The sequence below is a fragment of the Rhodococcus sp. NPDC003318 genome (assembly GCF_042879035.1).
Lineage (GTDB): Bacteria > Actinomycetota > Actinomycetes > Mycobacteriales > Mycobacteriaceae > Rhodococcus_G.
This window is the reverse complement of record NZ_JBIAOU010000001.1, coordinates 941,753-963,826: the sequence shown is the minus strand read 5'-3', so window position 1 is coordinate 963,826 and position 22,074 is coordinate 941,753. Positions and strand designations below refer to the sequence as shown.

The following is a 22,074-nucleotide window of genomic DNA, read 5'->3' as shown; positions in this document are numbered from 1 at the left end:
CTCAGCCGAGGACCGTTGCCACGATCCCCGCGAGGTAGCCGAGCCGCGCGATCTCCGACGGCCGGAACTCGGGTCCGCCGGACCGGCCGAGGAGCAGGACGCGACCCGAGTGACCCAGCGGAGCCGCCGCGAGTGTGGTGTCCATGTTCTGCCACACGTCCGGGACCCAGTCTGCGTGACCGTCGAGGATCGTCGGCTTCTGCAGTGGCATCCACGGCACGTCGCCGGCGTGGGTTTCCGGCGCTCCGGCGCTGCCGACCACGCGGAACGCGCCGTGCGGTCCGATCCCGACCACGATCGCCCAGCTGACGCGGAGCACTCGGGCGGCGCCGTCGACGAGGACCTGCATCCGGTCGTCGTGCGCGGTTGCGACCTGGTCGATCAGTTCGAGTTCGCGGTGGGTGTCGAGCAGGCCGGTGTACGGCCGGATCGAGTCCACTCGTACCCCGTTCAGTTGTTCGGCCGCGGTGATGAGCGTGTCCGGCAGCGACCCGTGCGCCAGGTCGACCACGAGGTCGTCGACGGCGTATCCGTCGCCTCGCTCGACGACGTCGAGGGAGAGGATGTCTGCGCCGACCGAGCCGAGCGCGACTGCGAGCGAGCCCAGGCTGCCGGGTCGATCGGGTAGCTGGACACGCAGTAGGTACGACACGGAAGTCCTTTGTGACAACTGATCGGCCGGTGATCCGGTCGAACGGGAGTCGTCGATGCCCCCGCGGCGACCATCCTCCCACTCTGCACCGCAGGTTGCGTCGGTGCAGTCCGTCCACCACCGTGAATGCCCAGTTCGCGGCGGGAAACGTCATTTCGGTGACACGTGCGTGTCCTGGAACGGAAACAGATCGCCGCCGCCGCGGCGCTGGTTGCAGGCCGGTCGACCGCAGCCGATAGGCTTAGGCGCTGATCTCCTTCTGCCGACCTGAAAGGGGCCAACGGGTGCCTGCCATCTCCCGCGACGAGGTCGCCCACCTCGCCCGGCTGTCCCGGCTCGCGCTGACCGACGCGGAACTCGACGAGTTCGCCGGTCAGCTCGACTCGATCCTCAGCCATGTCAAGGCCGTCGCAGAGGTCGCCACGGACGATGTGCCGCCCACCGCGAACCCCTACGCGCTGACCAACGTGACCCGTCCGGACGTGATCGTTCCGGGCCTGACGCCCGAGCAGGCGCTCTCCGGTGCGCCCGCCGTCGAACAGGAGCGGTTCGCCGTCCCGCAGATCCTCGGAGAAGAGCAGTGACCGACCTGACCACCCTCGACGCCGCCGCCCTGGCGTCGAAGATCCATGCCCGCGAGGTGTCCTCGGTCGAGGTCACCCAGGCGCACCTGGACCGCATCGCCGCGGTGGACGGCGAGTACAACGCCTTCCTGCACGTGTCGGGTGAGGCTGCTCTGGCGGCCGCCAGGCAGGTCGACGACGCTCTCGCGTCGGGTGCGGCCCCGGTGTCCGCGCTCGCGGGAGTTCCGTTGGCGCTCAAGGACGTCTTCACCACGACGGATTCGCCGACCACCTGCGGGTCGAAGATTCTCGAAGGCTGGGTGGCGCCGTACGACGCGACGCTGACCACGAAGCTGCGGCAGGCCGGTATCCCGGTCCTGGGCAAGACGAACATGGACGAGTTCGCGATGGGCTCGTCCACCGAGAACTCCGCATACGGTCCGACGCGCAACCCCTGGGACACCACCCGCATCCCCGGCGGCTCCGGCGGCGGCAGCGCGGCGGCGCTGGCCTCGAACCAGGCGCCGCTGGCGATCGGCACCGACACCGGCGGCTCCATCCGGCAGCCCGCGGCCGTCACCGCGACCGTCGGCACCAAGCCCACCTACGGCACCGTGTCGCGGTACGGCCTCGTCGCGTGCGCGTCCTCCCTCGACCAGGGCGGACCGTGCGGACGCACGGTCCTCGACACCGCGCTGCTGCACGAGGTCATCGCCGGTTACGACCCGCGCGACTCCACCTCCATCGACACCCCGGTCCGGCCGGTCGTCGAGGCCGCCCGCCAGGGTGCGCACGGCGACCTGAAGGGCCTGCGGGTCGGGGTGGTGAAGGAACTGCACTCCGACAGCTACCAGCCCGGCGTGATCGCCTCGTTCGACGCGGCGGTCGCGCAGCTGACGGCGCTCGGCGCCGAGGTCGTCGAGGTGTCCTGCCCGAACTTCGAGTACGCGCTCGCGTCCTACTACCTGGTGCTGCCCAGCGAGGTGTCGTCGAACCTCGCGCGTTTCGACGCCATGCGGTACGGCATGCGCGTCGACGACGGCAACATGAGTGCCGACCAGGTGATGGCCGCGACCCGCGCCGCCGGCTTCGGCAAGGAGGTCAAGCGCCGCATCATGATCGGCACGTACGCGCTGTCCTCGGGCTACTACGACGCCTACTACGGCTCCGCGCTCAAGGTCCGCACCCTGATCGCCCGCGACTTCGACGCCGCCTACGAGAAGGTCGACGTCCTGGTCTCGCCGACCAGCCCGTTCACCCCGTGGAAGCTGGGCGAGAAGGTCGACGACCCGCTGGCGATGTACCTGTCCGACCTGTGCACCCTGCCGACGAACCTGGCCGGGCACTGCGCGATCTCGGTCCCGTCCGGCCTGTCCGCCGACGACGGACTGCCCGTCGGCCTGCAGATCATGGCCCCGGCCCTCGCCGACGAGCGGCTGTACCGCGTCGCCGCCGCCTACGAGACGGCCCGCGGACCCGTCACGCGCTGACCGCGACCGCGAGCGGCCCGGAGTCCCGAGGGATTCCGGGCCGTTCCCGTCAGGCCCGGGCCTCGAACAGTCCTCGTACGTAGGAGGCCTGACCGAGGTGCTGCAGGCAGTCGCCGATCACGCTGACGAGGCGCACGGAGACCGTCACGGGTGGATCCCAACGGCGATCGACGATGCGGTCGAGCTCGCCCGGGGTGAGCTCGTCGACGTACGCGAGCGTCGCCAGGTGGACGTCGCCGTGATAATCGGCCAGCAACCGCGCGTCCGCGTGGACTGCGGCGACGTCGGCGCTGCTGTGCCCGTACCCGATGTCCGTGGCCGGAAAGGGGAGCGCGAACAGCTCCCGCCAGCCGCGCGAAGTCCACGCCTGCTCGACGTCGGCGGCGTCACTCACGTGGTCGTCCTGCACCCGGGTCAGGTGCCAGATCAGCCAGGAAATCGAATTCGATTGCGGGCCAGGGCGGTAGGCGGACATCTCCGGGGTCAGTCCGTCGGTGAGCGCGACCACCAGTTCCCGGACCCGCTCGAAGCTGTCCCGGAGGATGTCACGGGCCGCGACCGCGTCCATCGGTCCGCTCACGGCGTCACCGCGGTGACACACACCATCGTCGCGTTCACCGCGGCGTTGCCGGTGAACGTGTCGGTCACCGCCGGATCGTGCAGGACGTTGACGTTCGCGCCCGGGTGTGCCGCGGCCGTCGTCCAGCCGACGCCCTTCTCGTCGTGACCCCAACCGTGCGGGATCGCGACGGTGCCGACCCGGATCTCGTCGCTGATCTCGACGGGCACCTCGATGCGGCCGACGCGCGATCGCACCGTCACCGGCTGGCCGTCGGTCAGGGCGCGGGGCGCGGCGTCGTCGGGATGCATCAGCACGGTGCAGCGGTCGCGGCCCTTGACCATCGTCGGGATGTTGTGCAGCCACGAGTTGTTCGAGCGCAGGTGTCTGCGTCCGATCAGTCGGAGGTCGAATTCGGCTTTCTCCGAATCGGATTCGTCCTCGCCGAGCAGTCGTCGGGTCTCGGCGAGGAATTCCGGGGGAGCGAGGTGCACCCGCCGGTCCGGGGTCGCGATCAGGGTCGCGAGCCGCGGCTCGAGCGGACCGAGATCGACACCACCGGGGGCGCGCCGGATGCGACCCATCGTCAGGCCTCGCGGTCCCTTCCGCAGCACGCCGTGGGGCCCGGTGAGTACGCCGATCGCGGCGAGCCGGAGCGGGCTGAGCAGGTCCACGAGTCGGCGGAACGGCCGCGTGAGGACGGACCGCAGGGGCAGGGGGAGCACCTCGGCGAGGACGCCCGCCAGGATCTGCCAGTCGTCCAGCGCGCCGGCCGGCGGGTCGACGACGCGCGCGTTGTAGCGTGCGTTGTTGCGGACGGAGAAGACCGGGAAGAGGAGGTCGAACTCCTCCCGTTCGAGATGCGAGGTCGGCGGCAGCACGACGTCGGCGTGCCGGGTCGTCTCGGTGAGGTACATGTCGACGGCGACGTGGAAGTCGAGTTCGTCGAGCGCGTCGTCGAGGCGCCCGCCCTGAGGGGTGGACAGCACGGGGTTGCCGGCGTAGGTGATCAGGGCTCGAACCGGCCCCGGACCGGTGCCGTCGCCGAGGATCTCGTCGGCGAGACCGACGACGGGAAGTTCCGTGCGGAACGACTTCCGGTCGCCGCCGTCGGTCCACAGGCCGTATCCCGATCCGAGCCGGCGGAGCAGTCGAGCCGCGTCGACGGGGGGAGTCGCGAACATCTGCCCGCCGGGGCGGTCCAGGTTCCGGGTGACCGCATTGAGCGTGTTGACCAGCCAGTGGGTCAGGGTGCCGGTGACCTGGTGGCACACGCCGATTCGCGCGTACGCCACCGCGGACCGGGCGTCGCGGTGGGCACGCGCCAGCCTGCGGATGGTGTCCGCGTCGACGCCCGCCCGGTCCGCCATCGCCTCCGGTGTGCAGGCCGCGACGAGTTCGGCGAGCGCATCCCACCCCGCGACCGGGACGAACCCCTGCGGCTCGGTCGCGCCGTCGGCGACGAGTGTGTTCAGCATGCCCAGCAGCAGGTACGGATCGCCGCCGGGCCGGATCGCGACGTGCTCGTCGGCCAGTCGCGCGGTCTCGGTGCGCCGTGGGTCGACGACCACGACCGTGCCGCCGCGCCGGCGCACTGCGCGGATGCGTCCCTTCGCGTCGGGCATCGTGGTGACCGAGCCGTTCGACACCGCCGGATTGGCACCGAGGATCAGCAGACGGTCGGTGCGGTCGATGTCGGCGATCGGCATCAGCACGTTCGAGCCGTACATTTTCCACGCCGCGAACTCCTGCGGGAACTGGTCGATCGACGACGCGGAGTAGAAGTGCTTCGTCAGCAGCGCGGCACGCAGGGCGGCTCCGTAGATCACCGACGAACTGTGCGCCGCCGGGTTGCCGAGGTACATCGCGACCGCGTCGCGGCCGTGCCTGCGCCGGACGTCGCGCAGCCCTCGCCCGATCAGCGCGAACGCCTCGTCCCAGCCGATCTCCTCGAAACCGTCGCCCACCCGGCGCACCGGACGGCGCAGCCGGTCGGGGTCGTGGTGCAGATCGGCCATCGCGGTGGCCTTCGGGCAGATGTAGCCGTGCGAGAGCACGTCGTCGGGATTGCCCTGCACGCGCGTGACCCGATCGTCGTCGACGGTGACCCGAATGCCGCAGTGTGCCTCGCAGAGCGTGCACTGGCGGGCGACGGTACGTGTGGACATGGCGGCCCCCTCCGCGGTCGTTGTCGCAAACTAGCACCGGCCCTGTCTGCGCACAGGTGTTTTCAGTCGGCCGGTCCGCACCCACGCACGACTCGCTTCACGTCCCGAACCAGCGCCGCCGGCGGGCGGCGGCGAGTTGGGCCTTCTCCGTGGCCAGTTCGGGGGAGGGGCCGTGGAACGGCGCCACGGGGACGGGGCCGGACAGGAAGTCCGCGTCCACCTTCCCGACCAGGCCGCCACCGAACTCGATGTGGCAGGTGCCCTGTCCGCGGTACCTGTCTCCCTGCCCGTCCTCGTGCAGGCGGGCGACGATGTCCGACGCGACCGTTCGCGCCGCGGTCTCGGCGAACACACCCGCCCGGGGCACGGGCGCGTCGGCGCAGTCGCCGATCGCGTACACGCCCGGGAAGGGTGTCGCCAGGGTGGCCGGATCGACGTGGATCCAGCCGTCCGTACCGCCCTCGGTGAGTCCGGACGCCTCCACGACCTCGGGAACCCGGTGCCGGGGAATTCCGATGAACAGGTCGTAGTCGAGGTCACCGGCGTGGGTCGACGCCGTGTGACCCGCCGGGTCGAGGGCATGCACTCGCGTGCCGGTCGTGTACTCGATGTCGCGGTCGGCGAGTGCGCCGACGATCGCGGCGTTGGTGTCGGGGGACACCGGAACGGGCGAGTCCATCGGCGTGAGCACGTGCATGCGGGTCGCGCCGCGCAGCTCGCGCCGCACAAGCTCCTCGTGGAGCAGCAGGGCACCCTCGTACGGTGCGGGTGGACACTTGAACGGGACGCTGAGGATCGCGAGCAGCACGGTGCCGCCGGTGAAGGTGTCGAGGCGCCCGCGCAGTCGCCGGACGCCGTCGAGGGAGTAGTACTCGTGACCGTCCGCGGTGAATCCCGGAGTGGCGCCGCAGTCGTACTCGGCGCCGAGCGCGACGACCAGGGTGTCCGGGCTGTACTCGCCGTGGTCGGTGGTGACGCGCCGGGTCCGCGGATCGATCCCCGTGACGGTCTCCTGCCGGAACTCGACCGCCGGCCGCTGCACCGTGGCGTACGGGATCCGGACCTCGTCGACGGTGCGGCCCCGGAACAGTACGTCGAGCTTGGAGAAACCGAAGACGAAGCCGTCGCTGCGGTCGAGAAGAATCACCCGGACCTCGTCCGAAGCCGCCTCCGACAGGCACGCGGCGAGTTCCAGCCCGCCGAACCCTGCGCCCAGGACCAGCACGGTGTGCATTCACCGAGTATCCGCCTGCCGGGCCGGAAACGACAGTGCCCGAGCTCGAGCTGTCGGGCAGCGTCTAGCTCGACCCCGCGGGCAGCGGCTCGAAATCCCACCTCGCGCAGCCGTAGGTGACGTCGTCGGCGCCGCCGGTGCCGCTGTCGTTGAGGACGCCGTACGAGGTCACGAACGCGCGGGGGTTGGCCGCCGAGATCTCGGCGAGTGTCGCGGTCGAGCCCTGACCGCCGGCCAGGCCGCCGATGGCGGTCGTCGACCACCACTGGCCGCCGGTGAGGCTGTCGGTGGACCAGCCGTCCACGCCCGCGTCACCGTTCGCGGTCGGCCACCACACCAGCGTGGTGAAGCCGCTCGGATCGTCGGGCCGGTCGGCGCCGCGCAGTCGGAGCTGGAAACTCGTGTAGCGGCCCTGATGGGTGAACGCCAGACTCGCGGGATCGGCCGCGAGGTCGCGAAGCGGGGTGTTGATGCCCGCGTGGAAGAAGCTGACCCGGCCACCGTCGGGCACGGACGTGTCCAGCCAGCCCTTTCCCGACGCCTCCTCGCCCTCCACGAACCGGGGAGCTTCCGCATCGAGGGGCAACCAGCCCCAACTCGCCACCGGATACACATCGGTGTGCAGGCACGGGAAGCCGGGAGGGAGCAGGGACGGCGGCGCCGAACTCTCGGATCCGCTGCTGCTCTCCGAGCCTCCTCCGACAGAGCCGTCACTCTGTGCGGCCGCCGGCGCGGCGAGTGCGATCAACACCGCTGCCGCGGCGGACGCTGCCGCGGCGGACCGAGAACCCCAACCTGTCATCGATGTCTCCCTGCGTTCGCTGGTGAGGCCGGTGCGCCGGCGAGTGCGACGCTCCGGCCGGATGTCGAGGTGCGACGTGATCACCCGTCACGATACCAAGTGGTCTGGTTTGTTGCCGGTCGAGAACTCGGGCCGCGTCGCCCTGCGTCTCGGGGTGCGCGGCGATAGTGTGGCGACATCCGACCGGCACCCTGGTGGCCGCGCCCACCACACTGCGTGGAAGGCCCCGATGAGCGCTGCTGACACCGTCGTTACTGCTCCGACGCCGCCCCGCCGTGCGCCCGCGCACCGGCCGCGTCCCTCGAACGTCACCTGCAAGGTGATCATGGCGCTGACGGGCGTGCTGTTCGCCCTCTTCGTCCTCGCGCACATGATCGGCAACCTGAAGGTGTTCACCGGCGCCCAGCACTTCAACGACTACGCGCACTGGCTGCGTACCGTGTTCGAACCGCTCCTGCCGTACGAGGGTCTGCTGTGGATCCTCCGCGTGGTGCTGCTGGTCGCGGTGGTCGGGCACGTGTGGTGTGCGGTACTGCTGACGCTCCGGGCGCGCCGCGCCCGCGGCCCCTTCCGGCGAAAAGGGCTGGGGTGGCGCTCGTTCACGGCCCGCACCATGCCCGTCACCGGGGTGGTGCTGCTGGCCTTCGTCGTGTTCCACATCCTCGACCTGACCACGGGTACCCCGCCCGTGGGCAGCGCGGCCTACGAACCGGCAACCAGGAACCAGAACCCCGGACAGCGCCAGGCACACCTGCCGGACCCGGTGGCCGGTGACGCCGAGATCGTTGACGGCACTCCACAACCCGTGTGCGAGGTGCGCCCCGAGCGCGAGCATCGCGAGGGCGTACACCGCGGCGGCGGCCGGTCGCTCGAATGATCGGGTACACGACACCACCGGCCCGGGCGGTGTTGGACGGTGTCGCCGGGGACAGGATCAGATCGGTCAGCGCCATGCCGTAGGACAGGCCGAGACTCGACCGTCCGAGGCGCGTCACGAACAGCAGTGCGATCCGCTTGCCCAGGCCCGTGACCAGGAATCCCTCAGCGATGAAGAACGAGGCGACGATCAACCAGATCGTGGTGTTGCTGAACCCGGACAGTGCCTCGGTCGGCGTCTCCGTCTGGGTGATCATCGCGACGGCCAGGCCGACGAGGGCGACGGCGCCGGTCGGCAGCGGCAGCAGGATCAACGCGACGATGGTCCCGACGAAGATGCCGAGCATGTGCATGCCGTTCGGATCGACACCGTCCGGTGCGGGCAGGAGTAGATGACCAGGCCGATGACGATCGGGACGACCGCCTTGTACGACCGCTGCACCAGGGAGGGCCGGTCCGCTGCCGTGGGCTGGTCCTGCAGGGCCTTCTCCGTCATCGCGGATCCTCGATTCGACGCGTGGCGTGCCTCGGCTGGATCGATTGTCACCCGTGCCACCGGGGATTTCAGTGCGGGCCGTCCCGTGTCGCGGTCAGCAGTCGGGCAGCCCGAGACCCTGATCGGTGCCGTACCGGTGCCCGTGGCCGGGCGCCGAGTCCAGTGCCGTCAGCAGGTCGACGGTCGTCTGCAGGAAACTCACGACCGGCACCCACGGCGGAGTGGGGGCGTCGGGACGCGTCCCGTCGCGCCGGAACGGCGACACCAGCAGTCGTGGTGACCAGTGCACCACCGGATCCGAGGCATTGGCCAGCACGGCGACTCCGGGAGCGGGCAGGCGGCCACCGGGCGGTCCGGCGAGGAGGACCCCGCAGGACGCCCCCGCCGCGGCAGCCCCCACCGCACCGAGGCTCTGGCCGTACACGTACAGCGCCGGACGCGACTCGGCGGGCAGCTCCGACAACCGGTGCACGACCGCCGCATACAGCGCCCGCGCCGACACCTCGGCACTCCCGCGGTCGAAGACGAACGTCGCCCAGCTCGGGGCCGACGAGTACTGCACCGCGACCTCGGCCACGTCGCCGCCGAACCGCCTCTCGAACCCCGCGACCGCGTTCGCGTCGATCCACCCGGATCCGGTGGGAACCGTGATCACCAGATGTGAGCGAGCGAATCCGCCCGCACGCTCGAGTTCGCGGATCGCGAGGCGGACCCGGGAATCGAGGTCGGGGGCACTGCCCAGCCCCACGTAGGTGCGCACCGTCGACGGCGACGCGGGGGCCGTCACGAACCGTCTGCCCTGCCCTCCGAGCGTCTGCCACGGCGTGAGCGAGTCGGCACTGCCCGACAGCGACGGGGACTGCGGACGCGGCAGCGACAGCTCCGCCGCCGCATCCGCCGCGTCGATCGCGCCGGCGACCCGGGCCGTCGGACCGACCCAGAAGACGATGGCGACCGCGGCGGCCAGCACGGCTGCCGTGACGCGCCGCACCGCGCGATTCCGATGCACGGATCGGATTCCGGCCGCGATCACCACCAGCGTCCCGGCGACCGCGACGCTGCCGACGACCACCACCATCCAGTACGCCACCCCGGTCGGGGGCTCGCCCATCGCCGCCCGCACTGCGTTCTGCCAGTGCTGCGCGAGCAGCAGGGCGGCCGCAGTCGTCACGGCCCCCGCCCACGCCACGGCGATGCGAACCGGCGAACCGGATTCGACTGCCCCAGTGGACTTCCGGGACGCCCGCCGCACCAGTGACGCCAGCCCCCAACCGACCGCGACGAGGACCCCGGTGACGATCGCCTGCACCGCCGCGGCCCGCGGGAGCAGGGACGGAGCCAGCGAGACCGTCGCCGCCGTCGCCACGCACACCGTGGTCGCCACCCGCGGCGCGGTCGCCGTGCGCGGCGCACTCCACGCGCGGGTCAGGACCGCGGTCATGCCGGAACCGCCTGCGCAGAACGCACACCCCGCGCGGCTCGGCCGCGGTCATTCCGCGCGGCTCGGCCGCGGTGTGCCGCCGCGGCACCGGCGAGCAGCGCGAACCCCGAACCCACCGCACAGGCGGTGATCGGCTCGGGCCGCGGCGCGCCGTAGTGCTGCCGCCACGAGTTGGCGCCGACGGCCGCCGCGGCAGCGGTCGCGGCCGCGTCACACCACGCCCGGCCGAAGGCCACCTTCGTGCCGCCCAGGCGCATGAAGGTGGCCTTCAGCCGGTCAGAAGGTGGTGGGTCGGTGACGTCGTCGGGGCGCATCGCGCAGGCGGCGTGCAACCGCTCGTCGAACTGGCGGTCCAGGCTCTGTCTCGCCCACGGACCGAGCTGTTCCCCGGCGCGGTCCGCGTACCGGAGCAGGTCGTAGCCGAGATCGTGGCCCTGGCAGGCGGCGTCGAACTCGCCGGGCAGCGGAACGGGGGACGAACAGTCGCCGCGCGGATTCACCAGCATCCCGTTTCGCAGCACGGGTCGGTAGCCGGAGACGTCGGCGAAGTCGGCCGGAACGGCGGCCGCGGCCGCGACGGGGTCGGAGGTGGTCAGTGCCTCGATCGCCGTCGCTGCGGGGCCGGGGTGAGCCGGCCGGACGGCGTGGGCCTGCTGCGGCGAGGCGGCGGTGGCGAGGGCGATCGCGCACCCCGCGGTGATCACGGTCCAGGTGGATTTCCGCATGGATCCGACGCTAGAAATGCCCTGTACCAGCGAACATCACCCTGCGGTGCCGTCCGTCACGCCTCCGGGGGAGCGACCCCGACCGGCGAGCTCACCCTGTGGAGGCAGGCCGACTTCACTCCACGGTATGAGGACATTCGGTGTCCGGGTTCCTAGTCTTCTTCGCGTGGGCAGGATGAGAGCAGGCACGACGAGACGAGCACTGGGCAGGAGCGCGCGCAGGGCTTCGACGGTGGCCCGACCGCGGCTGGCGCGTCTGAGCGGAAGCCAGTGGGCGGACGTCCTGGTGGTGTTCGTGACCGGGGTGCTGTTCACCGTCGCCTGGCCGACCCTGCACCTGACGCACCACGTGCCGGCGGGTGTGCAGCCGGTGGTTGCGGGCCTCGCGGCACTGCCGTTGCTGCTCGTCCGGGCGAATCCCGCTCTGGGATGGGCGATCTCGGCGGCGAGCGCCCTCGTGATCCCGATCGTGTACGACCGCACCCCCGACTACGACTTCCCGTGGCAGGTCGTGCACGTGATGGTCCTGATGGCGTTGTTGCTCGCCGTCAGCATGCGATCGCCGCTGCCGGTCGTGGGCGTCGCCTGGGTGTCCACCGCGCTGCTCTTCCTCGCGTACGCACCGGGCCAGGACGGCCGGGGCTGGGCATTCGGCCTGACCGCGCTGGTCGCGTTCGGGCTGCTGATCCGCTGGCTGGTGCTCTCGCGCCGGGAACTCGCGCGGCAGGAGGAGGTCGCCGAGGTCGAGCGGGCGCGGCGCGCGATCCTCGAGGAGCGGGCACGGATCGCCCGCGACCTGCACGACGTGGTCGCGCACCACATGTCGATGGTGGTGGTGCAGGCGCAGAGCGCGCCCTACCGGCTCGCCGGCCTGAACGACGAGGCCAAGGCGGAGTTCGATTCGATCGGGGCCACCGCGCGGGAGGCGCTGAACGAGATCCGCGGGATGCTCGGCGTGCTGCGCAGCGACGGCCACCTCCCCGAGCACGCGCCGATGCCCGGTGTCGACCGGATCGACGAGCTTGTCGACGGCAGCCGTCGGGCCGGGATGTCGGTGACGGTGGAGCGTGGCCCGCTGCCGCCGCTGTCGGACACGGCCGGTCTCGCGCTGTACCGGATCGCGCAGGAGTCCCTGTCGAACGCCGCACGCCACGCGCCCGGCGCGGAGGTCCACGTGCGCCTGTTCGGTGACACCGTGCATGCGGTGCTGACGGTCGCCAACGACGCCGCTCCGGCGCCGGCGGTCGGTTCGGCTGCGACATCGGTTCCGGATGTGGTTGGTGGTCACGGTATTTCGGGGATGCGCGACCGGGCGCTGTCGGTCGGCGGCACGCTCACCGCGAACGTCCGTCCGGGTGGCGGCTTCGAGGTGTGCGCCAGGATCCCGTCGGTTCCCGGCGCCGTGTATGCGGAGCCTGCGTCCGGCCGGGCCTAGGCTGGCCGGGTGGCGATCACGGTGTTCATTGCGGACGATCAGGCGATGGTGCGGCAGGGATTCGGGGCGCTGCTCGCCGCCCAGCCCGACATCAGCGTCGTCGGGGACGCCCCCGACGGCAAGGTCGCCGTCGAGGAGGTGCTGCGGCTGCGGCCCGACGTCGTGCTGATGGACGTGCGGATGCCGGAACTGAACGGGCTCGAGGCCGCCGAGCGCATCCTCGGGGCGGCGCTGCAGCCGCCGGTGCGGGTGCTGATGCTGACCACCTTCGACATCGACGACTACGTCTACGAGGCGCTGCGGGTGGGGGCGAGCGGATTCCTGCTCAAGGACGCCCCGGCCGAGGAACTGATCCGTGCGGTGCGGGTGGTGGCGGACGGCGAGGCGCTCCTGGCGCCGTCCGTGACCCGGCGGCTGATCGCCGACGTCACCCACCGCCGGGCGGCCCGCCGGGCCGAACCGGCGCAACTGGCGACCCTGACACCCCGCGAACGCGAGGTGCTCGAACTGATCGCGCGGGGCCTGTCCAACACGGAGATCGCCGAGACGCTGTTCGTCGCCGAGCAGACCGTCAAGACCCACGTCGGGAAGGTCCTCGGGAAGCTGCACCTGCGGGATCGGGCGCAGGCCGTGGTCCTCGCCTACGAGACCGGGGTGGTCACGCCCGGCTGACACCGCGCCGGAACCATCGAGATGCCGCGGGCCGTGGGCAGGTGCAGTATTGGTCACGGGGCCGAATCGGTGGAGCCGGGATGAGGTGTGCGGATGACGAAGGTCGGGATTCTCACCAGCGGCGGCGACTGCCCGGGGCTCAACGCCGTGATCCGCGGCGCCGTGCTCAAGGGCACGACGGTGTACGGGCAGCAGTTCGTCGGGTTTCTCGACGGGTGGCGCGGGCTGGTCGAGGGGAACGTGATGGCTCTCGACCGTCCGACGGTGCGCGGTCTGTCGCACGAGGGTGGAACGATCCTCGGCACCAGCAGGTTCGGACCGTACCAGGGTCCGGACGGGGGAGCGGAGAACATCGCCCGGACGATGGAACGGCTCGGCGTCGACGCGGTGGTCGCGATCGGCGGAGAGGGTACGGCTGCGGCGTCGCAGCGCCTGTACGACGAGGGCATCAAGATCGTGGGCGTGCCGAAGACGATCGACAACGACCTCGACCAGACCGACTACACCTTCGGTTTCGACACCGCCGTCGAGATCGCCACCGAGGCCATCGACCGGCTGCGGACCACCGGAAACTCGCACATGCGGTGCATGGTGCTCGAGGTGATGGGGCGGCACGCCGGGTGGATCGCCCTGCACTCGGGGACCGCGGGCGGCGCGCACGCGATCCTGATCCCCGAACACCCGGAGAGCATCGAGCAGATCTGCGCGTGGGTGACCAGTGTCCGTGAACGCGGGCGGGCCCCGATGGTGGTGGTCGCCGAGGGCTTCACCCTGCCCGGGATGACGGAGGCGTACTCGACGAAGGGTCTGGACGGGTTCGACCGGCCTCGTCTCGGAGGTATCGCCGAGGTTCTCGCCCCCATGATCGAGGAGCGCACCGGCATCGAAACCCGCGCGACCGTCCTCGGTCACATCCAGCGCGGCGGCGTCCCGACGGCCTTCGACCGGGTGCTCGCGACGCGGCTCGGGATGGCCGTCACCGATCTCGTCGCGCAGCAGCAGTGGGGGCACATGGTCGCGTTGCACGGGATCGACATCGTCCAGGTCGGGTTCAAGGACGCCCTCGCCGACCACAAGAGCGTGCCGAAGGAGCGGTATCAGGAGATGCGGGTGATCTTCGGGTAGCGGGCCGGTGGCTAAAATCGTGGCCATGACTGCCGCCATGTCCGATGCCCTGCTCGCCTACGACGACGTGCTCGCGAAGTTCGAGCCCGTGATGGGCATGGAGGTGCACGTCGAACTGCACACCGCGACGAAGATGTTCTGCGGGTGCCCGACGACGTTCGGTGCGGAGCCGAACACCCAGGTGTGCCCGGTCTGCCTGGGCCTGCCCGGCTCGATGCCGGTCGTCAACCAGGCCGCGGTCGAGTCCGCGATCCGGATCGGTCTCGCGTTGAACTGCTCGATCACCCCGTGGGGACGGTTCGCGCGGAAGAACTACTTCTACCCGGATCAGCCGAAGAACTACCAGATCTCGCAGTACGACGAGCCGATCGCCACCAACGGTCACCTCGAGGTCGTTCTCGACGACGGCACCACTTGGCGGGTCGAGATCGAGCGCGCGCACATGGAGGAGGACACCGGCAAGTCCCTGCACGTCGGTGGCGCGACTGGCCGCATCCACGGCGCGAGCCACTCGCTGCTCGACTACAACCGTGCCGGCGTTCCCCTCGTCGAGATCGTCACCAAGCCGATCACCGGTGCGGGCGAGCGTGCCCCCGAGGTCGCGCGCGCCTACGTCACCGCGCTGCGCGACCTGCTCAAGGCGCTCGACGTCTCCGACGTCCGGATGGACCAGGGCTCGATGCGGTGCGACGCGAACATCTCGCTGATGCCGATCGGCGCCGAGGAGTTCGGCACCCGCACCGAGACCAAGAACGTCAACTCCCTCAAGTCCGTCGAGATCGCGGTGCGTTACGAGATGCGCAGGCAGGCGGCGGTGCTGGTGGCGGGTGGTGAGGTGATCCAGGAGACCCGGCACTTCCAGGAGGCCGACGGCACCACCTCCGCCGGGCGCCGCAAGGAGACCGCCGAGGACTACCGCTACTTCCCCGAGCCCGATCTCGAGCCGGTCGCACCGGACGCCGAGTGGGTCGAGCAGCTGCGCGGCACCCTTCCCGAGCTGCCGTGGCTGCGCCGGGCGCGGATCCAGGCCGAGTGGGACGTCTCCGACGAGGTGATGCGCGACCTGGTCAACGCCGGCGCGCTCGACCTGGTCATCGCGACCACCGAGGCCGGTGCCCCCGCCGACGCGGCGCGGTCCTGGTGGGTGTCCTACCTGACGCAGCAGGCCAACACCCGCGGTGTCGAGCTCACCGAGCTGCCGATCACCCCGGCGCAGGTCGCACAGGTGATCGCACTGATCGACGGCGGCACCCTCAACAACAAGGTCGCCCGGCAGGTCGTCGACCACGTGCTGGCCGGCGAGGGCGACCCGGAGCAGGTCGTCGCGAACCGTCCGGAACTCGTCGTCGTCCGCGACGACACGCTGATCAAGGCCGCCGTCGACGCGGCCCTCGCCGCGAATCCCGATGTGGCGGAGAAGATCCGCAGCGGCAAGGTGGCCGCGGCCGGTGCGATCGTCGGTGCGGTCATGAAGGCCACGAAGGGCCAGGCGGACCCGGCCCGCGTGAAGGAACTGGTCATCGAGGCCTGCTCGTAGACGTGAGTGTGCAGTTCTCGCCGCGTCCACCTGCGTGACGCGACGGGCACTGCACGCTCGGCCGCCTGCGTGAGCCCGGGCGGCATACTCCTTTCGTGCCTTCGGTCGGTGCGTCGCTGTTCTGGATCGCCCTGTGCTCGGTCGTCGCGCCCCTCGTCGCGGGCCTGATCCCGCAACGGCTGGTGCCCGAGGTGGTGCTCCTGCTGGTCGCGTGCGTTGTCATCGGTCCGTGCGCCCTCGACCTCGCCGCCCAGGGCCCGGAGATCGGGCTCCTGCGGGAACTGGGACTCGGGATGCTGTTCCTGCTGGCCGGGTACGAGATCGACACCGACGAACTCACCGGCCGGGGTGGCCGCCGTGCGCTGGCGACGTGGCTGGTGTGTCTCGCGCTCGCGTTCACCGTGATCGGGCTGCTCGGCCTGACCGGCGCGATCCACGCGGAGATCGCGGTCGCGATCGCCCTGACGTCGACGGCGCTCGGCACGCTGCTGCCGATCCTCAAGGACACCGGCGTGATCGCACGCGGCTCGGTCGCACCGTCCTCAATCACGGCGCGGTCGGGGAACTGGGGCCGGTGGTCGCGATGGCGGTGCTGCTCGGCTCGCGCGGGACCCTCGGTTCCCTGATCGTGCTCGCGCTGTTCACCGCCGCCGCGGTCGTGGTCGTGGTCGCGTTCGTACCCGCCAAGATGCGGCGCGAGGGGTCGCAGCTGCTCGCCGTCATCCGCCTCGGATCCGAGACGACCTCGCAAACCACGGTGCGGCTGACGATCCTGCTCCTGGTCACGCTCGGCGCGCTGGCAAGCATCGTCGACATCGACGGCATCCTGGCTGCCTTCGCCGCCGGGTTCATCCTGCGCCGCGCGGTCCCGGACGGCGACGAGCAGCTCGAGACCAAACTCGACGGGCTCGCGTTCGGCCTGCTCATCCCCGTCTTGTTTGTCACCTCGGGGATGGCGATCGACGTGTCCGCGTTCGTCGCGGAACCCGGTGTCCTGGTTGGCTTCTTCGTTCTCATTCTGCTGGTGCGGGGGGTGCCGGTGCTGTTCGCCGAGCGTTTCGACCAGGGACCCGACGGCACCGACCGACCCCCGACGATCCGCGAGCGGAGCCGGATCGCGCTCTACGCCGCCACCGGTCTGCCGCTCGTCGTCGCCGTCACCGCGGTCGCCGTGGACGCCGGTCAGATGTCGACGTCGAGCGCATCGATACTCGTTGCGGCGGGTGCGATCACCGTCCTCGTCCTTCCGACCGCGGCATCGCTTCTCGGCCCACGACACGAGCCCGCTCGTTCGACGGATGCGGGTCGTTCGGCGGATACGGTGTGACAGTTCGCCGACGCGGCTGTGTCGGCCCCGTGCTCCGCCGTCCGAAGCGAAACGAGGAACGCCCATGTGTACGCGCGCGATGTGGATCGACAGCGGTCACGGTGTCCTGGTCGGCCGGAACATGGACTGGCGCGAGGAGATGGACACGAACCTGTGGGTGCTGCCCCGTGGTGCGCACCGGGTCGGTCACGCCGCGGACCCGAATCCGCTGTCGTGGGAGGCCGTTCACGGCAGCCTCGTCGCGACGGTGTGGGACGGTGCGACCAGCGACGGCGTCAACGAGCACGGGTTGGCCGCGCACATCCTCTGGCTCGCGGAGGCGGATTTCGGTGATCGCGATCCCGAGCTACCCGCGCTGGCGGTGTCGTTGTGGGCCCAGTACTTCCTCGACCGATGCGCGAACGTTGCGGAGTGCGTCGAGTTGATGGCCGAGCAGCCGTTCCAGGTGCGCCCGCTGATCGAACCGCGCTCGGGACGAGCGGGGACCGTGCACCTGGCGCTCGACGACGCGAGCGGCGACTCGCTCGTCATCGAGCACATCGACGGTCGGGTCCGGCTGCACCACGATCGGTCCTTCACGGTGATGACGAACTCGCCGCCCTACGACGAGCAGCTCGAACTCCGCAAGCGCTACACGGGATTCGGCGGTACCCTACCGCTGCCCGGGACGACGGAGGCCGCGGACCGATTCGTGCGCGCGAGCTACTACCTCGAGCGGCTGCCCGCGACGCCGACTCCCGAACGCGCCTACGCCGCGCTGCTCAGTGTGATGCGCAACGCCGGACAGCCCTTCGGCGAGCCCGACCCGGACCGGCCGAACATCTCGGCGACGATCTGGCGCACGCTCGCGGACCTGACCTCCGGCACCTACCTCTTCGAATCGTCCTTCAGCCCCAACATCGTGTGGACCAGGCTCGCGGAACTGGACTTCACCACCTGCCGGCGGCTGGACCCCTCCGCTCCGGGACTGCTCGGCAACGTCGGGTCGGCATTCGTGGAGTCGGCGCCGCCGGAGTTCGTGCTGTCGTGACGTCGGCCCGGGGACACCGTCCCCGGTGGCACGTCAGTCGAATCCGCCGCCGCCCTGGGGTGCCGGGATGCGGACGACGCGGTCGTCGCTCGGGCCGGGCTCGCCGCCCGCCTTGTTCACCGTCGCCACCCACACCTGGTTCCCGTCACCGAGCGCGGCGCCGCCGAGCCGGCCGTAGCGATCCGCCGCGACCAGTGACGGCGCGGCCTGCGCGGCGCCGGTGGTGGAATCGAGGGGCAGCACGGCCAGTGCCCGGCCGTCGGTCAGCGCCACCGCGACGCCACCGTCGACGGCCGTGCATCCGGCCACCCCGGGCCGATCCGGCCACGTCCACACCGGCATTCCGGTCGCGCCGTCCGCGGTGACGCGCTGCAACCGGTCCTCGAGGACAGTACGGTCGGTGACCCAGACCCCGCCTCCGAGCGGGTCGACGCAGATGTCGCCCGCGGTCCCGATCCCCGACAGGGCCACCCGCGGCATCGGCTGCACGGGTGCCGGGGTCAGTGCGGTGACCCGCAGGACCTTTCCGGCCATCGAGGCAGGATCCATTGCTGCAGAAGGATTTCCGGCGTCACCCGTGAGGACCGTCAGCTCGGTCGGGGTCGTGAACGCGAGGGCGCCCGCATTTCCGCTCGCCCCACGGGGAATCCCGGTCAGCACGTCCTTCGGGGCGTCGCCGGGCGCGATCCGCACGATCCGGTTGTCCGCGTTCGTCGTGACGTACGCGTACAGGAGATTGTCCTCGGTGTACGTGGGTGACAGGGCGATGTCGAGCAGGCCGCCGTCGCCGGAACCGTCGACGGCGAGCCTCGCGACCTCCTGCGGCGCGGTGCCGGGCGCGACCCGCAGGATTCGTCCGGTGCGGCGTTCGGTGACCAGCGCCGCCTGGCCTCCGGGCAGCATCGTCAGGCCGCCCGTGGTGTCGAGGCACGTGGCGACGACGGCGGGGTCCGGGTCCTCGCACGGAGCCAGGGCCCGCGGCGACTCGCTGACTTCCGGGGTGGTGGTGACACCGGGTTGCCGGGGCTGGACCTCGCCCGCGGAGAAGGACGGGACCGGCGTGAATGGCGTCGACGCACTGTCGTCGAAGCGTGCGCACCCGGCAGCGGCCGTGACGACGAAGACGGACGTGCACAGCACCGCGGTGCGGTACGCCGCACGTGAGATCGCCATGCCCCGACGTTACCGTCGCCGCGCGCCCTACCGCTGGGGTGGCCCGGACGCCTCTACCCTGGGTTTCGTGACCGACACCACGCGCCCGAATTCCGATCCCGACGGCGTCGCCCGCTCCGCGACGAGTCCGTTCGATCAGCCGACCGAGCGGATCCCGACCACCGACGACGACCTCGGACTGCTCCCGACCGAGCAGATCCCGACGTACGCGACCGGCTCGACGTCCGACCGAGGCCCGTTCGCGTCGGACGTCACGCCGACCGAGGAGTTGCGCACCGCCGACTCCTACGACCGCGAGTTGGCGTCCGCGCTCGCGGCGTCCACCGCGGCCCCCGCGGTGGTCCCGCCCGCCCCGCAGGCGGCGACTCCCCGCGGCACCCTCGATCTCGGCCTGCTGGTGTTGCGAGTGGCGGTCGGTGCGCTGATGCTCGCCCACGGCCTGCAGAAGCTGTTCGGGCTCTGGGGAGGTCCCGGGCTCGACGGGTTCGAGATGTTCCTCGTCGACGCCGGGTTCCAGCAGGCCCGGATCCTGGCCTACGCCGGTGCCGTCGGCGAGGTGGTGGGCGGGGTGCTGCTGATCGTCGGCCTCCTCACCCCGCTGGCCGCGGCCGGGTTGCTGGCTCTCGTGATCAACGCCTGGTGTGTGCGGCAGGCCGCCGCGCCCGGCCTGCAGTGGTTCGCCCCGGACGGGCCCGAACTCGAGGCGCTGCTGGCGGCGATGTTGGTCGCGATCATCCTCGCCGGGCCGGGACGTTTCTCGCTCGAGGGCCGACGCAAGTGGGCCACGCGCCCCCACGTCGGGTCGTTCCTGGCCCTCGTGCTCGGCGTCGCCGGCGGCGTCTGCCTGTGGATCTTCCTGAACGGGGTGAACCCCCTGGTGTGAGTCAGGGGGTTCACCGGACGGTCGGTCACGCCGACTGGGTTGCGGGTTCCGGGTCCGGGGCCGGTTCCACCGGTGCGGCGAGGCGTCGGCCGAGCACCGACCGGCGGTGCCCGTAGGAGAAGTACACGACCACCCCGATCACCATCCACGTCACGAACCGGATCCAGGTCTCCACCGACAGGTTGAGCATCAGCCACCCGCAGGCCAGCACCGCGAGGATCGGCACCAGCGGCACGAGCGGTACCCGGAACCCGCGGGGCAGGTCGGGACGGGTCCGGCGAAGCACCAGCACGCCGACGCACACCAGCACGAAGGCGAACAGGGTGCCGATGTTCACCATCTCCTCGAGCGTGCCCATCGGGAACAGTGCGGCGAGGACGGCGACGACGGTGCCGACCAGCACGGTGATCCGGACCGGCGTGCCGCGACGTCCGGTCTTCGCGAGCCCCCGGGGCATCAGGCCGTCCCGCGACATCGCGAACAGCACGCGGGTCTGACCGAGCATCATCACCATCACGACCGTCGTCAGGCCGGCCAGTCCGCCGAAGCTGATCGCCATCTGCGCCCACGTGATCCCGTGTGCCTCGAACGCGGTCGCCAGCGTCGCGCTACCGTCGCCGACCAGAGGGCTGCCGGTGCGCAGGTCGGTGTACTTCACCATCCCGGTCAGCACCACGGTGACGGCGACGTACAGAACGGTGACGATGGCCAGTGAGCCGAGAATGCCTCGCGGCAGGGACTTCTGCGGATTCTTCGTCTCCTCGGCGGTGGTCGCGACGACGTCGAACCCGATGAACGCGAAGAACACCAGAGACGCGGCGGCGAGCAGGCCGTACCAGCCGTACGTGCTGCCCTCGGCGCCGGTGAAGAACGACAGCAGCGACTGGTGCAGGCCGCCCGTCGTGGTCGTCTGTTCCTGCGCGGGCGGCACGAAGGGGGAGTAGTTGTCGGTGTCGATGTGGAACATCCCGACGACGATGACGAGCAGGACCACCAGGATCTTGATTCCCGTGACGACGGCGGACACGCGGGACGACACCTTGGTTCCGACTGCGAGCACCACGGTCAGCGCGCCGACGATCAGCAGGGCGCCCCAGTCGACGTGCAGGGGGCCGACGTCGACGACGGTCGATCCGGACCCGAACACGTTGCCCAGGTACAGCGACCATCCCTTGGCGACGACCGCGGAGGCGAGCGCGAACTCGAGGATCAGGTCCCAGCCGATGATCCACGCGACGAACTCGCCGAACGTGGCGTAGGAGAAGGTGTAGGCGCTGCCGGCGACCGGGACGGTCGACGCGAACTCGGCGTAGCACAGCGCGGCCAACCCGCAGGCGCAGGCGGCGAGGACGAATGCCAGCGAGATCGACGGTCCGGCAACGTTTCCCGCGGTCCGTGCGGTGAGGGTGAAGATGCCCGCACCGATCACGACGGCGACACCGAACACCGTGAGATCCCGGGTGGTGAGCTCTCTTCGGAGGCGGGTTCCGGGTTCGTCGGTGTCCGCGATCGACTGCTCGACGGACTTGGTTCGCCAGATACCGGATCCGGGCATGGAGGTGCTCCTTGGTGTGCTCCGGCGGCCTCGTGGGCCGGGGTGGGCGGGACCACGCAGTGTGACGTGGGTCTCATTCGGTGACCCGAGGGAAGCACCGCGGGAGTAGGTGCGCAACACCCGGTTCGGCAGGTGTGCATCGTGCTCAGTTCCCGGGCGGTCGCGCGGACGTCGGCTGAGCGTGCTGATCACCCGATCGAGGTCCTCGCGGTCGCGGCGCACATCATTGTTGACAAATATGTGACGCCGCTTACAGTTCTGGTCGCGGGGATCCCCGCCAATCCATCGCCCGGCCGAGACCCCTCCACGAGAGTGGTGCCACGGCCGACGG

At 70.9% G+C, this 22,074-nt stretch carries 18 protein-coding genes and 2 pseudogenes; 10 read left to right on the top strand and 10 right to left on the bottom strand.

What is annotated here, in order from left to right:
• Nucleotide 1: 1 nt before the first annotated feature.
• The gene (locus ACFYVR_RS04295) at nt 2–652 is read right to left on the bottom strand and encodes an amino acid-binding protein (protein ID WP_387469916.1); all 651 of its coding nucleotides are present in this window, start codon (nt 650–652) and stop codon (nt 2–4) included.
• Between the two features lie 284 nt (nt 653–936).
• On the opposite strand from ACFYVR_RS04295, the gene gatC reads away from it, so the two are divergent.
• Complete coding sequence (gene gatC, locus ACFYVR_RS04290; protein WP_387469914.1) at nt 937–1,236, top strand: Asp-tRNA(Asn)/Glu-tRNA(Gln) amidotransferase subunit GatC; 300 nt, start codon at nt 937–939, stop codon at nt 1,234–1,236.
• Nucleotides 1,233–2,705, top strand: a complete 1,473-nt coding sequence (gene gatA, locus ACFYVR_RS04285; protein ID WP_387469912.1) for an Asp-tRNA(Asn)/Glu-tRNA(Gln) amidotransferase subunit GatA — start codon at nt 1,233–1,235, stop codon at nt 2,703–2,705. The genes gatC and gatA overlap by 4 nt, the downstream gene beginning before the upstream one ends.
• A 49-nt stretch (nt 2,706–2,754) precedes the next feature.
• Here the strand turns inward: gatA and ACFYVR_RS04280 are convergent, their stop codons facing one another.
• The 4 genes from ACFYVR_RS04280 to ACFYVR_RS04265 form a co-directional block, all read right to left on the bottom strand.
• Nucleotides 2,755–3,273, bottom strand: coding sequence for a DUF664 domain-containing protein (locus ACFYVR_RS04280; protein WP_387470358.1), 519 nt, complete (start codon nt 3,271–3,273; stop codon nt 2,755–2,757).
• An 8-nt stretch (nt 3,274–3,281) separates the two neighbouring features.
• A complete protein-coding gene (locus ACFYVR_RS04275; protein WP_387469910.1) occupies nt 3,282–5,432 on the bottom strand; it encodes a molybdopterin-dependent oxidoreductase in 2,151 nt (716 codons plus the stop codon).
• A gap of 97 nt (nt 5,433–5,529) precedes the next feature.
• The gene (locus ACFYVR_RS04270; RefSeq protein WP_387469908.1) at nt 5,530–6,666 is read right to left on the bottom strand and encodes an NAD(P)/FAD-dependent oxidoreductase; all 1,137 of its coding nucleotides are present in this window, start codon (nt 6,664–6,666) and stop codon (nt 5,530–5,532) included.
• A gap of 64 nt (nt 6,667–6,730) precedes the next feature.
• The gene (locus tag ACFYVR_RS04265; protein ID WP_387469906.1) at nt 6,731–7,468 is read right to left on the bottom strand and encodes a hypothetical protein; all 738 of its coding nucleotides are present in this window, start codon (nt 7,466–7,468) and stop codon (nt 6,731–6,733) included.
• A gap of 229 nt (nt 7,469–7,697) precedes the next feature.
• Here ACFYVR_RS04265 and ACFYVR_RS04260 point away from each other — a divergent pair, with 229 nt between their 5' ends.
• Nucleotides 7,698–8,345 (top strand): succinate dehydrogenase, encoded by a 648-nt coding sequence (locus ACFYVR_RS04260; RefSeq protein ID WP_387469904.1) that lies wholly within the window; start codon nt 7,698–7,700, stop codon nt 8,343–8,345.
• Here ACFYVR_RS04260 and ACFYVR_RS04255 read toward each other — a convergent pair.
• From ACFYVR_RS04255 to ACFYVR_RS04245, 3 genes and pseudogenes are all read right to left on the bottom strand, one after another.
• A pseudogene (locus ACFYVR_RS04255) lies at nt 8,290–8,840 on the bottom strand (SLC13 family permease); the annotation flags it as partial. The gene ACFYVR_RS04260 and the pseudogene ACFYVR_RS04255 sit on opposite strands and share 56 nt — an antisense overlap.
• 94 nt (nt 8,841–8,934) lie before the next feature.
• Entirely contained in the window at nt 8,935–10,281 is a 1,347-nt protein-coding gene (locus tag ACFYVR_RS04250) for an alpha/beta-hydrolase family protein (RefSeq protein ID WP_387469902.1), read from the bottom strand.
• The gene (locus ACFYVR_RS04245) at nt 10,278–11,006 is read right to left on the bottom strand and encodes a hypothetical protein (RefSeq protein WP_387469900.1); all 729 of its coding nucleotides are present in this window, start codon (nt 11,004–11,006) and stop codon (nt 10,278–10,280) included. The genes ACFYVR_RS04250 and ACFYVR_RS04245 overlap by 4 nt, the downstream gene beginning before the upstream one ends.
• Before the next feature lie 232 nt (nt 11,007–11,238).
• Here ACFYVR_RS04245 and ACFYVR_RS04240 point away from each other — a divergent pair, with 232 nt between their 5' ends.
• The 6 genes and pseudogenes from ACFYVR_RS04240 to ACFYVR_RS04215 all read left to right on the top strand — a co-directional run bounded on the left by ACFYVR_RS04240 (nt 11,239) and on the right by ACFYVR_RS04215 (nt 18,132).
• A complete protein-coding gene (locus tag ACFYVR_RS04240; protein ID WP_387469898.1) occupies nt 11,239–12,441 on the top strand; it encodes a sensor histidine kinase in 1,203 nt (400 codons plus the stop codon).
• A 9-nt stretch (nt 12,442–12,450) separates the two neighbouring features.
• Nucleotides 12,451–13,113, top strand: coding sequence for a response regulator (locus tag ACFYVR_RS04235; RefSeq protein WP_387469896.1), 663 nt, complete (start codon nt 12,451–12,453; stop codon nt 13,111–13,113).
• Between the two features lie 93 nt (nt 13,114–13,206).
• Nucleotides 13,207–14,238 (top strand): 6-phosphofructokinase, encoded by a 1,032-nt coding sequence (locus tag ACFYVR_RS04230; protein WP_387469894.1) that lies wholly within the window; start codon nt 13,207–13,209, stop codon nt 14,236–14,238.
• Nucleotides 14,239–14,263: 25 nt separating this feature from the next.
• On the top strand, nt 14,264–15,775 hold the full coding sequence (gene gatB, locus ACFYVR_RS04225; protein WP_387469892.1) for an Asp-tRNA(Asn)/Glu-tRNA(Gln) amidotransferase subunit GatB: 1,512 nt from the start codon (nt 14,264–14,266) through the stop codon (nt 15,773–15,775).
• Nucleotides 15,776–15,870: 95 nt separating this feature from the next.
• Nucleotides 15,871–17,102: pseudogene (locus ACFYVR_RS04220) on the top strand (cation:proton antiporter).
• 64 nt (nt 17,103–17,166) lie between these two features.
• A complete protein-coding gene (locus ACFYVR_RS04215) occupies nt 17,167–18,132 on the top strand; it encodes a linear amide C-N hydrolase (protein ID WP_387469890.1) in 966 nt (321 codons plus the stop codon).
• A gap of 33 nt (nt 18,133–18,165) precedes the next feature.
• On the opposite strand, the gene ACFYVR_RS04210 is transcribed toward ACFYVR_RS04215, so the two are convergent.
• Nucleotides 18,166–19,305, bottom strand: coding sequence for a PQQ-dependent sugar dehydrogenase (locus ACFYVR_RS04210; protein ID WP_387469888.1), 1,140 nt, complete (start codon nt 19,303–19,305; stop codon nt 18,166–18,168).
• Nucleotides 19,306–19,372: 67 nt separating this feature from the next.
• Between ACFYVR_RS04210 and ACFYVR_RS04205 the strand changes: the two genes are divergently transcribed.
• On the top strand, nt 19,373–20,188 hold the full coding sequence (locus tag ACFYVR_RS04205; protein WP_387469886.1) for a DoxX family protein: 816 nt from the start codon (nt 19,373–19,375) through the stop codon (nt 20,186–20,188).
• 25 nt (nt 20,189–20,213) lie between these two features.
• Here the strand turns inward: ACFYVR_RS04205 and ACFYVR_RS04200 are convergent, their stop codons facing one another.
• The gene (locus tag ACFYVR_RS04200; protein WP_387469884.1) at nt 20,214–21,743 is read right to left on the bottom strand and encodes an amino acid permease; all 1,530 of its coding nucleotides are present in this window, start codon (nt 21,741–21,743) and stop codon (nt 20,214–20,216) included.
• Between the last annotated feature and the right edge of the window lie 331 nt (nt 21,744–22,074).

Coding starts and splice junctions, on each gene's coding strand:
- ACFYVR_RS04280 (WP_387470358.1), bottom strand. CDS start 3,273: ATGGACGCGGTCGCGGCCCGTGACATCCTCCGGGACAGCTTCGAGCGG.
- ACFYVR_RS04210 (WP_387469888.1), bottom strand. CDS start 19,305: ATGGCGATCTCACGTGCGGCGTACCGCACCGCGGTGCTGTGCACGTCC.
- gatB (WP_387469892.1), top strand. CDS start 14,264: ATGACTGCCGCCATGTCCGATGCCCTGCTCGCCTACGACGACGTGCTC.
- ACFYVR_RS04275 (WP_387469910.1), bottom strand. CDS start 5,432: ATGTCCACACGTACCGTCGCCCGCCAGTGCACGCTCTGCGAGGCACAC.
- ACFYVR_RS04200 (WP_387469884.1), bottom strand. CDS start 21,743: ATGCCCGGATCCGGTATCTGGCGAACCAAGTCCGTCGAGCAGTCGATC.
- ACFYVR_RS04265 (WP_387469906.1), bottom strand. CDS start 7,468: ATGACAGGTTGGGGTTCTCGGTCCGCCGCGGCAGCGTCCGCCGCGGCA.
- ACFYVR_RS04215 (WP_387469890.1), top strand. CDS start 17,167: ATGTGTACGCGCGCGATGTGGATCGACAGCGGTCACGGTGTCCTGGTC.
- ACFYVR_RS04260 (WP_387469904.1), top strand. CDS start 7,698: ATGAGCGCTGCTGACACCGTCGTTACTGCTCCGACGCCGCCCCGCCGT.
- ACFYVR_RS04245 (WP_387469900.1), bottom strand. CDS start 11,006: ATGCGGAAATCCACCTGGACCGTGATCACCGCGGGGTGCGCGATCGCC.
- ACFYVR_RS04230 (WP_387469894.1), top strand. CDS start 13,207: ATGACGAAGGTCGGGATTCTCACCAGCGGCGGCGACTGCCCGGGGCTC.
- ACFYVR_RS04250 (WP_387469902.1), bottom strand. CDS start 10,281: ATGACCGCGGTCCTGACCCGCGCGTGGAGTGCGCCGCGCACGGCGACC.
- ACFYVR_RS04270 (WP_387469908.1), bottom strand. CDS start 6,666: ATGCACACCGTGCTGGTCCTGGGCGCAGGGTTCGGCGGGCTGGAACTC.